The sequence below is a fragment of the Salmonella sp. 32082101201600294FB01SM01 genome (assembly GCF_017572865.1).
GTDB lineage: Bacteria > Pseudomonadota > Gammaproteobacteria > Enterobacterales > Enterobacteriaceae > Salmonella > Salmonella enterica.
In genome coordinates this window covers 188937-201466 of record NZ_JAGESB010000002.1, presented here as the reverse complement: position 1 = coordinate 201466, position 12530 = coordinate 188937, and the positions used below count along the sequence as shown (strand labels likewise).

The following is a 12530-nucleotide window of genomic DNA, read 5'->3' as shown; positions in this document are numbered from 1 at the left end:
TTGAACAAGATTAATTGTTATGAAAATCATCACACACGTAGTACCCGGTTCAGGTATGGCTGCAATATATGATGATATTGCTGACAGTCCGCGTTTTGTTATTAAAGGCAAGTTACGTCATGTTGAAAATGATCCGAAGGAGCTGCTGATATGTGTTCCGATGCGTAGTGAATGGCTATTCTACTGGATTAAAGGAGAGAAATATTGCGCCCGGCGATGGGCGCGAAAAAGTATCAAGTCATTGTGTAACCAGATTAAATTTGAAGAAGCAATCTTATAAAAGATATAATTCAAGAGGAAAGTAAATTGCAAGCACACCAGGATATTATCGCTAATATTGGTGAGAAATTGGGTTTACCGCTCACTTTTGACGACAACAATCAGTGCTTATTACTACTCGATAGCGATATTTTTACGTCTATTGAAGCTAAAGATGATATCTGGTTATTGAACGGTATGATTATACCGTTATCGCCTGTTTGTGGCGATTCTATCTGGCGGCAGATTATGGTGATTAATGGTGAACTGGCTGCGAATAATGAAGGTACGTTAGCGTATATTGAGGCCGCAGAGACGTTGTTGTTTATACATGCAATTACCGATCTGACAAATACTTACCATATTATATCGCAGCTTGAGTCATTTGTGAATCAGCAGGAAGCGCTCAAAAACATACTGCAGGAATATGCTAAAGTATGAGGAGAGAAAATTGAATAATTTAACGTTGTCTTCTTTTTCAAAAGTTGGTGTGTCGAATGATGCCCGACTTTATATTGCTAAGGAAAATACTGATAAGGCATATGTTGCGCCTGAAAAATTTTCGTCAAAAGTATTAACCTGGCTTGGAAAAATGCCGTTATTTAAAAACACTGAAGTGGTGCAAAAACATACGGAAAACATCAAGGGACAGGATCAGAAAATTTTACAAACATTTCTCCAGGCACTAACGGAAAAATATGGGGAAACAGCGGTCAATAACGCACTGTTAATGTCCCGTATAAATATGAACAAACCCCTTACCCAACGTTTAGCAGTGCAGATCACGGAGTGTGTAAAAGCTGCTGACGAAGGGTTTATAAACCTTATTAAGAGCAAGGATAATGTTGGTGTCATGAATGCCGCTTTAGTCATAAAAGGCGGCGATACAAAAGTGGCAGAAAAAAATAACGATATTGGAGCAGAAAGTAAGCAACCTTTACTCGATATCGCGCTAAAAGGACTTAAGAGAACAATACCGCAACTGGAACAAATGGATGGAAATAGCCTGCGAGAAAACTTCCAGGAGATGGCTTCAGGTAACGGCCCGCTACGTTCATTAATGACGAATTTACAGAATTTAAATAAAATTCCAGAGGCTAAACAACTTAATGATTATGTTACAACGTTAAAAAATATTCAGATAGGAGCAGACAGGTTCTCACAATGGGGAACCTGTGGGGGAGTGGTTGAGAGGTGGATTGATAAAGCCTCTACTCATGAATTAACCCAGGCTGTAAAAAAAATTCACGTTATTGCTAAAGAACTGAAAAACGTTACAGCTGAACTTGAGAAAATAGAAGCCGGCGCGCCAATGCCACAGACGATGAGCGGACCGACACTGGGCCTGGCACGGTTTGCGGTCAGCAGCATTCCAATTAATCAGCAAACCCAAGTGAAACTGAGCGATGGAATGCCTGTGCCAGTGAATACGTTAACTTTTGACGGTAAGCCTGTGGCATTAGCCGGTTCGTACCCAAAAAATACGCCGGACGCGCTGGAAGCGCATATGAAAATGCTTCTTGAAAAAGAATGCTCGTGCCTGGTGGTGTTAACGTCGGAAGATCAGATGCAGGCAAAACAATTACCACCCTATTTCAGAGGGAGCTACACTTTTGGCGAGGTGCATACCAACAGCCAAAAAGTGAGCTCAGCCAGTCAGGGAGGAGCGATAGACCAATACAATATGCACCTGTCCTGCGGGGAAAAGCAGTATACAATCCCGGTATTGCATGTGAAAAATTGGCCAGATCACCAGCCGTTACCGTCTACTGATCAGTTAGAATACCTGGCGGATAGGGTGAAAAATAGTAACCAAAATGGCGCGCCGGGGCGTAGTTCATCAGATAAGCATTTACCGATGATTCATTGTCTGGGCGGAGTGGGGAGAACCGGAACGATGGCGGCGGCTCTTGTACTTAAGGATAATCCTCATAGTAATCTGGAGCAGGTACGTGCAGATTTCCGGGATTCACGGAACAATAGAATGCTGGAAGACGCCTCACAGTTTGTACAACTAAAAGCAATGCAAGCCCAGTTGCTTATGACGACGGCAAGCTGATAAAAACATAGCTTACTTTTAGAACTATCTGAAAGTAAGCTATTTCTGTATAATTATTTGTTTACCGCGATAGAAAGTCTTTTGTTTTTCTCTTCTGCTGACATCCCTTTTAATTTTCTGTAATTCTCCCAAATTTTTTTAGCATAACGCTTCCTTATATCCGATCGTTTCGGTGACGTCCCGGCATTATAAGCGCCAACGGCCTCCCAGCTATAACCGTAGATTTTCATCATATCTGATAAAATGGATGCGCCCACAATGACAGAAATGCAGGGGTCCTGTAACAACTGTTTTTCACTAATCCCCATTTTTTTCAGCCTTTTCATATGGAAGCTGTTAATTTGCATCAGGCCAAGATCGGTTGAACCATCTCGGTTATAACCAATGGCGCCTGGTTTCATCGCCGATTCCTGCTGGGCGATAGCGTAAAGTAGTTCGGATTCAATATTGAACATTTTTTCAGCCTGAAGCCAGCAATCAGCCCATGCCGTATTTATGCTAAGCAACCAGATTACGATGATAAAAAAATAATGCATATCTCCTCTCTCAGATTTTACCGTAATTTAATCAAGCGGGGATCCTGTTTCCATCTTTTGAACCAAATATTGTCTTCGTTTTTAAATTTATTCCACATTTTCTCGGCAATAGCTTCGCCGTGGGCAACCAGCACTAACGGTAATAATCCCGGATTATTATCTATACGCTGTTCACTTTCCAGAAATTCTCTTATCGTCGGTAAGGCACGCTCACTATTCTGACAATATTCAGCGTAAAGAAGATTAACAGCAATAAGTCCTGTTATTTCCTGCGTGGATATTTCTTTAGTTAATTTTCGTGCCAGTTCATGTTTACCTTTAAGAGAAAGAAACATAACCTGCATACTTAATAATATTGGATTATCCTGCAGGTGTTGTGAGCGTAATTCATCGCCTAAACGTATAGCATCATCAATACCGGTATGATAATAGGTAATCCACAGCTTAGTGATCCCTGCGGCTGCGCGCGTTGGATCCAATTTTAAACACTCGTTAATCGTTTGTAAGGCCTCCTCCAACTGACCAGCCATGAAGAGATTCCAGCCATAATAATATTTAATATCTGCAGAGATGGGCGAAAGTAAGTTAGCTTGTTTGAATAGCAAACTCCCGACGATGTATTCTGAATGAATCGTATTAATTAGCCCCAGTAATCCTAAAGCTTGTGGATTATTGTGGTCCAGCTCTGTCGCCTTAATCGCATGTTCTTTAGCTTTGATCATGGCGTTTTGTTTATCAAAAATCCCCATTTGCGCCATGCTGAGGTAGCATTCTGCCAGCGCACAGTAAGGCGCAATGCTGTTTGGCGACATGTTAACGCATTGAGTCAGCAATTTAAGCGCTTGCTGTAAGCTATAGGGGGTATATTGATTTAACTCATGCTTACCGCGTAAGTAAACCATAGTACTGTCAATCGAATTTAGCTCGCTAACCTGCTTTGTGTCCCAGCGAAGCCCGGGAATACATCTGAGCAAAAGATTAGCAATTTTGTTTTGCAAGAGAGAAGCGGGTTGGTGTTCTATCAACTTAATGCTTTCCTGGTGCAGCAGGTGATAACCTTTAACCCGAACTATCTCGATCTGTACAATATTATCATTGCCATCGGGTATCATCTGCCCGGAGATATAATAATCGGGGCGTAATTGATCCATGAGCTCAAGAATATCTTTAACACTGCGACAGTTCTTCGTAATGGTCACCGGTAGCACGCTCAGGCCAAAGGGCGCATACTGCGATAATCCCTTCACGATAGAGTAATGCAGACTCTCGGATTGAACCTGATCCTGCATCTGAAAAGGAAGTATCGCCAATGTATGAGTCGTAGGTTGCGGCGCTGGCGGAGACACCACTACGACCGGACGATTAAACCGATAGCCCTGTCCGTACAGTGTTTCAATGTAACGATGCTCTTTATCTTCCGACAGAATACGTCGTAAGGCATAAATACAGCGGGTAAGAGATTCTTCGTTAACTTCCGCGTCGCCCCATACCTGGTCCAGTAAGGTGTTTTTACTCACAATCTCGCCGGCGGCTTCGAGCAGGATGACCAGAACGGCATATTCTTTTGGCGGAATATTGACTTTCTTTTCTGAGCGTAGCAGGGAGCCGTCCATGTTGAGTATGAAATCATCAAAGACGAATTTTTTATTCGATACAGGAACAGGATTAAAATGTGGCATGATAATAGTGTATTCTCTTACAGGGTGAAAAGTTATAATAGCTAATACAAGTCGTTAGGATAGAATCTACTGTTTCAGTAATTCTGCTGTTAGTACTAACGGTCAGGTTGAGCTTTTATTATGAGCTTAATGTCATATTGTACGGGCTCGGGTTTATATGTTTTTAACATTTGATTATTTAGCTTATGCCTGTGCTTTAAATAACTGACATGTTGGTAATAATATTGTTATAACTAACCGTGATTATCGAATGGACGCTGTCGTATATCCTGGTGCAGAGAGTCAGCGCCGGGCATCTAAATATTTACATATTTAACTTGGCCTCATTGCAATAGAGATTAGTTTTGTAGCTATCTTACTGCATTTTTTTTGGGTGTAAATGCTGCTTATTATATCTTCATGGTTAATGGTCTGATAATTACACCATCAGAACCATTTTTCTCGAAGATTTCCACTAAATGACCATTCGTTGAAAGTTTAAGAGTGTAATTTGTCTTAGGTGCCAAAATATAAATGAAAGACTGTTTTTAATGGTGCGCTTATTTTTATATTTTTTTGCAAAATAATGATATCGTCTTTTCTTTACTCCCTTCAGCTATAGCGTGAAAAAGGCAGGGGGGTTATGAGCAGTATCATCCTCAGGCTGGCCCCCAGGCATTATATCGATATCAGGAGGAAGAGAAGAGGTATGCCTGGCAGAAAGCTAACAAGCGTGACTGTTTCGGTGTAGACCGTTCAGGCAAATAGTTCTCAGAGGGAACGGATGATGTATAAATATGAATAAAATGCCGGCCTTAATCCACAGGATTAAAGCCGGAAGGAGATAGTGTCATCTGGACGAATTCTTACGCTGTGAATAAGGCAATATCGGTTTACTAGTCATCATAGCGATGACAAGTTCACAAAAATCGTGTTATATAATCAGCCTTACTTTAAATTACCAGAGATATCAGTATAAGCTGTCTTCCGGACAGAACAATGATATTGAATAGCCTCCCATTCTGATATAGCGTGTTAATGCGCAGTCTGAATTTTAAATTATTACAATTTTAATAAAAATCTTTACTTGAATGACAGATACAAAAAATGTTAATGGTTCGCCATTTTTATGAATGTCGATGGCGTAGTTTTAAAATATTTTTTGAAACATTGAATGAAGTAGGACGTGCTGTCATAACCACATTTTAATGCTACAGCATTAACATTATGGTTGCCTATGCGTAAAAGTTTTGCTGCCTGATTCATTCTTGCCGATAAGTAGATGTCGCTAAAGCTGGTACCTTCTTCTGCAAGTTTCCGTTTGAGCGTTGACGTACTCATAAATATATGATCGGCAACATCCGTAAGCTTCCACTGTCTACTGGGTGACGAAGATATAATGTTGTAAACGCGCTCCTTTAACGTTATCTGAGCCGAGCTAAGGATGATCTCATAACTCTCCGGGAGTCGGAGAAAAGCAGTAAGCAGGAACAGCAGAAAATAAGGAATTAACTCTTCATTTTCAATACAACTCTTGTTGTTACAGTTACTGCAACCTTTGCTTGTATCCTTCGTACAGGAGAACGCCGTTTTCAGATGTTCAAATACCTCTCTTCTGGCAGGAAAGTCAGGCGTATAGAAGATTTTCTGCGCTTTCTCTGTGGGTACCGCCATTTTTGTTTGCTGCTCGTTTGGGATAAGTGCATAGAGAGCGCCAAGTCGTTGCGTCGGTATCTCGAGTATATCGAAATCCATGTGGCCATTGACCTCTTCAAGCGTCACGTTAACTACCTGCTCTTTTTTGAGCACCAACATCCCAGGTTCGTCACAGTAAATCGTATCGTGATTATTGCTAATCGTCAGTTTACCGCTCCGAAAGCAAACTAAAGTGAAACTGCTTACATAAAGATTTTTGATGGTAACCTGCTGAGTCTGACTTTTAATTTGCTGCCGGGTATTTGTCAAAAGTGATTTTAATTTCTGTAAGTTATCTGCGGCAGGACGCTGATGACTATTACTTACAAAGGTTACATTTTCCATATTATCCCTTTGTTGATGTTATTTTAATGTTCCTTACTGGTATCCTACTGAAAAAATCTGAGTTGTAAATGCTCTTTATTAGCGTGTGTTGGCAATGGTCTGATTGTTACACCAAAAGAACCCAAATTTGGGTAATTTATCTACAGTAGTTTAAGCCCCAATGGGGATGATGGTTCTTTTAATATGTGTTGAGACGCATTATACAGAATAAATTGATTTTATTTCTCACTTTTCATTCTATTTTCATCAGGAATCCCTGTGTCCTGTGCGGTAATCTGCTGCTATCGAGAACGACAGACATCGCTAACAGTATATATGGAAACATCAAAAGAGAAGACGATAACAAGCCCAGGGCCATACATAGTTCGATTACTTAACAGCTCACTGAACGGCTGTGAGTTTCCATTGCTGACAGGCCGAACACTCTTTGTGGTAGGTCAGAGTGATGCGCTCACTGCTTCAGGCCAACTCCCTGATATACCTGCCGATAGCTTTTTTATCCCGCTGGACCATGGCGGAGTAAATTTTGAAATCCAGGTGGATACGGATGCGACCGAAATTATACTCCATGAGCTGAAAGAAGGAAATTCTGAATCTCGTTCGGTGCAATTAAATACGCCAATACAGGTCGGTGAATTGCTTATCCTGATTCGCCCGGAAAGCGAGCCGTGGGTGCCCGAGCAGCCTGAGAAGTTAGAAACGTCTGCAAAAAAGAACGAGCCACGTTTTAAAAACGGAATTGTAGCAGCACTGGCCGGGTTTTTTATATTGGGAATTGGGACGGTGGGGACGTTATGGATACTTAACTCGCCGCAGCGGCAGGCCGCAGAGCTCGATTCGTTATTGGGGCAGGAGAAGGAGCGCTTTCAGGTGTTGCCAGGACGGGACAAAATGCTCTATGTCGCTGCGCAAAATGAAAGAGATACGCTGTGGGCTCGTCAGGTTTTAGCGAGGGGCGATTATGATAAAAATGCGCGAGTGATTAACGAAAACGAAGAAAATAAGCGTATCTCTACCTGGCTGGATACCTATTATCCGCAGCTGGCTTATTATCGGCTTCATTTCGATGAGCCGCGTAAACCCGTTTTCTGGCTAAGCCGCCAGCGAAACACGATGAGCAAGAAAGAGCTCGAGGTGTTAAGTCAAAAGCTGAGAGCGCTAATGCCTTACGCGGATTCGGTTAACATCACGTTGATGGACGATGTTACCGCCGCAGGCCAGGCGGAAGCGGGGCTAAAACAGCAGGCGTTACCTTATTCCCGCAGGAATCATAAGGGGGGCGTAACGTTTGTTATTCAGGGGGCGCTCGATGATGTAGAAATACTCAGAGCCCGTCAATTTGTCGATAGCTATTACCGCACATGGGGAGGACGCTATGTGCAGTTTGCGATCGAATTAAAAGATGACTGGCTCAAGGGGCGCTCATTTCAGTACGGGGCGGAAGGTTATATCAAAATGAGCCCAGGCCATTGGTATTTCCCAAGCCCACTTTAATTTAACGCAAATAAGGAAGTCATTATGGCAACACCTTGGTCAGGCTATCTGGATGACGTCTCAGCAAAATTTGATACGGGCGTTGATAATCTACAAACGCAGGTAACAGAGGCGCTGGATAAATTAGCAGCAAAACCCTCCGATCCGGCGCTACTGGCGGCGTATCAGAGTAAGCTCTCGGAATATAACTTGTACCGTAACGCGCAATCGAACACGGTAAAAGTCTTTAAGGATATTGATGCTGCCATTATTCAGAACTTCCGTTAATCAGTTATAAGGTGGATTATGTCGATTGCAACTATTGTCCCTGAGAATGCCGTTATAGGGCAGGCGGTCAATATCAGGTCTATGGAAACGGACATTGTCTCGCTGGATGACCGGCTACTCCAGGCTTTTTCTGGTTCGGCGATTGCCACGGCTGTGGATAAACAGACGATTACCAACAGGATTGAGGACCCTAATCTGGTGACGGATCCTAAAGAGCTGGCTATTTCGCAAGAGATGATTTCAGATTATAACCTGTATGTTTCTATGGTAAGTACCCTTACTCGTAAAGGAGTCGGGGCTGTTGAAACGCTATTACGCTCATGATTCGTCGATATCTATATACCTTTCTGCTGGTAATGACCCTTGCCGGCTGTAAGGATAAGGATCTTTTAAAAGGACTGGACCAGGAACAGGCTAATGAGGTCATTGCCGTTCTGCAAATGCACAATATAGAGGCGAATAAAATTGATAGCGGAAAATTGGGCTATAGCATTACCGTTGCTGAGCCTGATTTTACCGCTGCGGTGTACTGGATTAAAACTTATCAGCTTCCTCCCCGGCCGCGGGTGGAAATAGCGCAGATGTTCCCGGCGGATTCGCTGGTATCGTCTCCGCGAGCTGAAAAGGCCAGGTTATATTCGGCTATTGAACAGCGACTGGAACAGTCATTACAGACGATGGAGGGCGTGCTCTCCGCCAGGGTCCATATTAGTTATGATATTGATGCTGGTGAAAATGGCCGCCCGCCAAAACCTGTTCATCTGTCGGCATTAGCCGTATATGAACGAGGTTCGCCGCTTGCGCATCAGATCAGCGATATCAAGCGTTTCTTAAAGAATAGTTTTGCCGATGTGGATTATGACAACATTTCTGTTGTGTTGTCAGAACGTTCTGATGCCCAATTACAGGCTCCCGGCACACCAGTAAAACGTAATTCTTTTGCAACCAGTTGGATTGTGTTGATTATTTTGTTATCCGTGATGTCAGCAGGCTTTGGCGTCTGGTATTACAAAAACCATTATGCCCGCAATAAGAAAGGCATAACGGCTGATGATAAGGCGAAATCGTCAAATGAATAGGCAGCCATTACCCATTATCTGGCAAAGAATCATTTTTGATCCGTTATCGTATATCCATCCTCAGCGGTTGCAGATAGCGCCGGAAATGATTGTCAGACCCGCCGCCAGGGCGGCGGCAAATGAGTTAATACTGGCGGCATGGCGGCTTAAGAACGGAGAAAAGGAGTGTATTCAAAACTCACTGACGCAGCTGTGGCTGCGTCAGTGGCGCCGACTGCCGCAAGTAGCGTATTTACTCGGTTGCCATAAACTGAGAGCCGATCTGGCAAGGCAGGGAGCCTTGCTTGGCCTGCCGGATTGGGCGCAAGCATTTTTGGCAATGCATCAGGGAACAAGTTTATCTGTCTGCAATAAGGCGCCGAATCACCGGTTTTTACTTAGCGTCGGGTATGCACAGTTAAATGCCCTGAATGAATTTTTACCTGAATCTTTAGCACAGCGTTTTCCTTTGCTTTTTCCTCCATTTATTGAGGAGGCATCGAAGCAGGATGCTGTAGAAATGTCAATTTTGCTACTGGCCTTACAATATGCTCAAAAATATCCCAATTCCGTCCCCGCTTTCGCCTGTTGAGGGGATACTGATAAAGCGTAAAACGCTGGAACGTTATTTCTCTATTGAAAGATTAGAACAGCAGGCGCATCAACGGGCTAAGCGTATTTTGCGAGAGGCGGAAGAAGAGGCAAAGACCTTGCGGATGTACGCCTATCAGGAAGGTTACGAGCAGGGAATGATAGACGCGTTACAGCAGGTCGCCGCTTATCTTACTGATAATCAGACAATGGCCTGGAAGTGGATGGAAAAAATACAGATTTATGCCCGCGAGTTATTTTCAGCTGCGGTCGACCATCCCGAAACGCTTTTAACCGTCCTGGATGAGTGGCTAAGGGATTTCGATAAGCCTGAGGGGCAACTTTTTTTAACACTACCAGTTAACGCGAAAAAAGATCACCAAAAACTGATGGTGTTGCTTATGGAGAACTGGCCAGGCACTTTTAATCTTAAATATCATCAGGAACAGCGCTTTATCATGAGTTGCGGCGATCAGATCGCAGAATTTTCACCTGAACAATTTGTTGAAACGGCAGTAGGCGTCATTAAGCATCATCTTGATGAACTTCCACAAGACTGCCGGACAATTTCTGATAACGCCATTAACGCACTTATTGATGAATGGAAGACAAAAACGCAAGCATTGTAAAATGGAGGTTATAAGGTGATACCGGGTACGATTCCGACTTCTTATTTGGTCCCGACAGCGGATACTGAAGCGACGGGTGTGGTTTCGTTGAGTACCAGGGCCGCTATGCTGAATAATGTGGATAGCGCGCCTTTAAGCAATGGCGGCGACGTTGATCTTTATGATGCATTCTACCAACGACTTTTGGCGCTTCCTGAGTCAGCCTCTTCTGAAACGCTTAAAGATAGCATTTATCAAGAGATGAATGCCTTCAAAGATCCTAAAAGTGGTGATTCGGCTTTTGTTTCTTTTGAGCAGCAAACGGCTATGCTACAAAACATGTTAGCAAAAGTTGAACCGGGCACCCATTTATATGAGGCTTTAAACGGGGTATTAGTTGGTACAATGAATGCACAGTCACAAATGACCTCCTGGATGCAGGAGATTATTTTATCGGGCGGGGAAAACAAAGAGGCAATTGACTGGTGAACCCCCCATTGCTGGCGATTTGTGATAAGGTATGGTGTATATATCAGCAAATAATGCAGAAAATGCACCATGCCAGTGTATCTATCTTATTGATGTATATGGATTATTAAGGTATCTACCAGGCGTTTTATTCTGAAATGATTATATTAATATTGTAAGCTTCCATTACAAAATTGTGCATAAAGTTTGTAAGAGTATCTTTTTGTGACGAAATGAACGCGCGTTGGAATGTAATTATTGGCTATAATAATAAAAAAATCGGATTTAAATCATCTCTGTGAGTTTTAATTATTTGTTTATAAGAATATAACGATTTTGAGTTCCTTATAGCACACAGGATAAAATATGGTATTGCCTTCAATGAATAAATCAGTTGAGGCCATTAGCAATAATCACCTTCAACAGCCGAACAAATTTCCATTAATAAATGGATTAGCTGACGTAAGAGACTATTATGTCGCAAACTGCTTATTATTTAAACTTAATAAAGGCAGTTTGCGAATTGAAAACGAATTTGGGGAGTTCATCGAACAATCTGCGCCGTGTTTATTTTTATTGGAAAAAGATCAAACAATCACTCTTAGTATGAGCGAAATAGAAGGGCATATTGATTTTTCTTCACTGGAAGTTTCCTATGACTTAATGCAAAAATTCTACAAAGTTTTTTACAGTACAAGAAACTATAATGATCGAGAGCTATCATTAAAAACGAAACCAAAGTATTTTTTTCATGCGGACTTGTTGCCAGGGATGAGTGATACTTTTGACTCTATTTTGCATGGTGTGGCATGTCCACGGGTTTGTAGTAATGTGAGTATTGATGATCATGATTATTCATATTTCTCATTGATGTATCTTATATCGGCATTTGTACGTAAGCCCGGTGGGTTTGATTTCCTTGAGCGAGCAATAAAAATTACGACAAAAGAGAAAGTTTATAACATTATTATCAGCGATCTCACCCGCAAATGGTCACAGGCTGAGGTGGCAGGAAAGCTGTTTATGAGCGTATCAAGTCTGAAGCGAAAACTGGCCGCTGAAGAGGTGAGTTTTAGCAAAATATACCTGGATGCTCGTATGAATCAGGCTATAAAATTATTACGTATGGGGGCTGGAAATATTTCACAAGTCGCGACGATGTGTGGCTATGATACGCCTTCTTATTTTATCGCTATTTTTAAACGGCATTTTAAGATTACACCGCTTAGCTTTATGCGTACAATGAACCATTGATTTGTGAAATTATTTTAAACGTTACTATCTGTTTGCGTTACAGATACCAAATATTTTTTAATCGTAGTGTATATTTCAGTATCGCTACACCAGTGATATGTAGTTAATGAAAGGGAATCGAAAGCGTTCATTGTCAGACATACATGGCCACCAGGCGCCGGGCAATCGTTGTACTCTAAGAGATTACAGTAAAGTAAAACAGCAAATTTAATCATTATCAGATTTGTAAAAGGAATTCA

General features: G+C 42.2%; 14 protein-coding genes. 11 read left to right on the top strand and 3 right to left on the bottom strand.

The window, feature by feature from the left end:
- Positions 1-19 precede the first annotated feature (19 nt).
- From J4645_RS10755 to sptP, 3 genes are read left to right on the top strand one after another with little or no spacing between them, the layout of a single operon-like run.
- A complete protein-coding gene (locus J4645_RS10755; RefSeq protein WP_072206347.1) occupies positions 20-280 on the top strand; it encodes a hypothetical protein in 261 nt (86 codons plus the stop codon).
- A 26-nt stretch (positions 281-306) separates the two neighbouring features.
- Entirely contained in the window at positions 307-699 is a 393-nt protein-coding gene (gene sicP, locus J4645_RS10750; protein WP_001147854.1) for a chaperone SicP, read from the top strand.
- Positions 686-2317, top strand: coding sequence for an SPI-1 type III secretion system effector GTPase-activating protein SptP (sptP, locus tag J4645_RS10745; RefSeq protein ID WP_023212173.1), 1632 nt, complete (start codon positions 686-688; stop codon positions 2315-2317). Before sicP ends, sptP begins: the two co-directional genes overlap by 14 nt.
- Before the next feature lie 53 nt (positions 2318-2370).
- On the opposite strand, the gene iagB is transcribed toward sptP, so the two are convergent.
- The 3 genes from iagB to hilD all read right to left on the bottom strand — a co-directional run bounded on the left by iagB (position 2371) and on the right by hilD (position 6551).
- Positions 2371-2853: an SPI-1 type III secretion system invasion protein IagB gene (gene iagB / locus J4645_RS10740; RefSeq protein WP_000558932.1), complete on the bottom strand. Its 483-nt coding sequence runs from the start codon at positions 2851-2853 to the stop codon at positions 2371-2373.
- A gap of 17 nt (positions 2854-2870) precedes the next feature.
- Positions 2871-4532 (bottom strand): transcriptional regulator HilA, encoded by a 1662-nt coding sequence (hilA, locus tag J4645_RS10735; RefSeq protein ID WP_001120090.1) that lies wholly within the window; start codon positions 4530-4532, stop codon positions 2871-2873.
- A gap of 1089 nt (positions 4533-5621) precedes the next feature.
- On the bottom strand, positions 5622-6551 hold the full coding sequence (gene hilD, locus J4645_RS10730) for a transcriptional regulator HilD (protein ID WP_000432699.1): 930 nt from the start codon (positions 6549-6551) through the stop codon (positions 5622-5624).
- 315 nt (positions 6552-6866) lie between these two features.
- Here hilD and prgH point away from each other — a divergent pair, with 315 nt between their 5' ends.
- The 8 genes from prgH to hilC all read left to right on the top strand — a co-directional run bounded on the left by prgH (position 6867) and on the right by hilC (position 12291).
- Positions 6867-8045 (top strand): type III secretion system inner membrane ring protein PrgH, encoded by a 1179-nt coding sequence (gene prgH / locus J4645_RS10725; RefSeq protein WP_000450196.1) that lies wholly within the window; start codon positions 6867-6869, stop codon positions 8043-8045.
- 24 nt (positions 8046-8069) lie between these two features.
- Positions 8070-8312 carry a type III secretion system needle filament protein PrgI gene (gene prgI, locus J4645_RS10720; protein WP_000235228.1) on the top strand — a complete coding sequence of 81 codons (243 nt, stop codon included), beginning with the start codon at positions 8070-8072 and terminating at the stop codon, positions 8310-8312.
- A gap of 18 nt (positions 8313-8330) precedes the next feature.
- Positions 8331-8636: a type III secretion system inner rod protein PrgJ gene (gene prgJ / locus J4645_RS10715; protein WP_000020431.1), complete on the top strand. Its 306-nt coding sequence runs from the start codon at positions 8331-8333 to the stop codon at positions 8634-8636.
- Positions 8633-9391 carry a type III secretion system inner membrane ring lipoprotein PrgK gene (gene prgK, locus J4645_RS10710; RefSeq protein WP_000621238.1) on the top strand — a complete coding sequence of 253 codons (759 nt, stop codon included), beginning with the start codon at positions 8633-8635 and terminating at the stop codon, positions 9389-9391. The genes prgJ and prgK overlap by 4 nt, the downstream gene beginning before the upstream one ends.
- The gene (orgA, locus tag J4645_RS10705; protein ID WP_001591231.1) at positions 9363-9962 is read left to right on the top strand and encodes an oxygen-regulated invasion protein OrgA; all 600 of its coding nucleotides are present in this window, start codon (positions 9363-9365) and stop codon (positions 9960-9962) included. The genes prgK and orgA overlap by 29 nt, the downstream gene beginning before the upstream one ends.
- A complete protein-coding gene (gene orgB / locus J4645_RS10700; protein WP_000916655.1) occupies positions 9919-10590 on the top strand; it encodes a type III secretion system linker protein OrgB in 672 nt (223 codons plus the stop codon). Before orgA ends, orgB begins: the two co-directional genes overlap by 44 nt.
- A 15-nt stretch (positions 10591-10605) precedes the next feature.
- Positions 10606-11058, top strand: a complete 453-nt coding sequence (locus tag J4645_RS10695; RefSeq protein WP_000612183.1) for a type III secretion system effector protein OrgC — start codon at positions 10606-10608, stop codon at positions 11056-11058.
- Between the two features lie 345 nt (positions 11059-11403).
- The gene (gene hilC, locus J4645_RS10690) at positions 11404-12291 is read left to right on the top strand and encodes an invasion transcriptional regulator HilC (RefSeq protein WP_000243998.1); all 888 of its coding nucleotides are present in this window, start codon (positions 11404-11406) and stop codon (positions 12289-12291) included.
- Positions 12292-12530: the final 239 nt, after the last annotated feature.

What these genes read in the sequence shown, in the direction of transcription:
- J4645_RS10755 (WP_072206347.1), top strand. Translation starts at nt 20, where the DNA reads ATGAAAATCATCACACACGTAGTACCCGGTTCAGGTATGGCTGCAATA.
- sptP (WP_023212173.1), top strand. Translation starts at nt 686, where the DNA reads ATGCTAAAGTATGAGGAGAGAAAATTGAATAATTTAACGTTGTCTTCT.
- iagB (WP_000558932.1), bottom strand. Translation starts at nt 2,853, where the DNA reads ATGCATTATTTTTTTATCATCGTAATCTGGTTGCTTAGCATAAATACG.
- hilA (WP_001120090.1), bottom strand. Translation starts at nt 4,532, where the DNA reads ATGCCACATTTTAATCCTGTTCCTGTATCGAATAAAAAATTCGTCTTT.
- hilD (WP_000432699.1), bottom strand. Translation starts at nt 6,551, where the DNA reads ATGGAAAATGTAACCTTTGTAAGTAATAGTCATCAGCGTCCTGCCGCA.
- prgH (WP_000450196.1), top strand. Translation starts at nt 6,867, where the DNA reads ATGGAAACATCAAAAGAGAAGACGATAACAAGCCCAGGGCCATACATA.
- prgI (WP_000235228.1), top strand. Translation starts at nt 8,070, where the DNA reads ATGGCAACACCTTGGTCAGGCTATCTGGATGACGTCTCAGCAAAATTT.
- prgJ (WP_000020431.1), top strand. Translation starts at nt 8,331, where the DNA reads ATGTCGATTGCAACTATTGTCCCTGAGAATGCCGTTATAGGGCAGGCG.
- prgK (WP_000621238.1), top strand. Translation starts at nt 8,633, where the DNA reads ATGATTCGTCGATATCTATATACCTTTCTGCTGGTAATGACCCTTGCC.
- orgA (WP_001591231.1), top strand. Translation starts at nt 9,363, where the DNA reads ATGATAAGGCGAAATCGTCAAATGAATAGGCAGCCATTACCCATTATC.
- orgB (WP_000916655.1), top strand. Translation starts at nt 9,919, where the DNA reads ATGCTCAAAAATATCCCAATTCCGTCCCCGCTTTCGCCTGTTGAGGGG.
- hilC (WP_000243998.1), top strand. Translation starts at nt 11,404, where the DNA reads ATGGTATTGCCTTCAATGAATAAATCAGTTGAGGCCATTAGCAATAAT.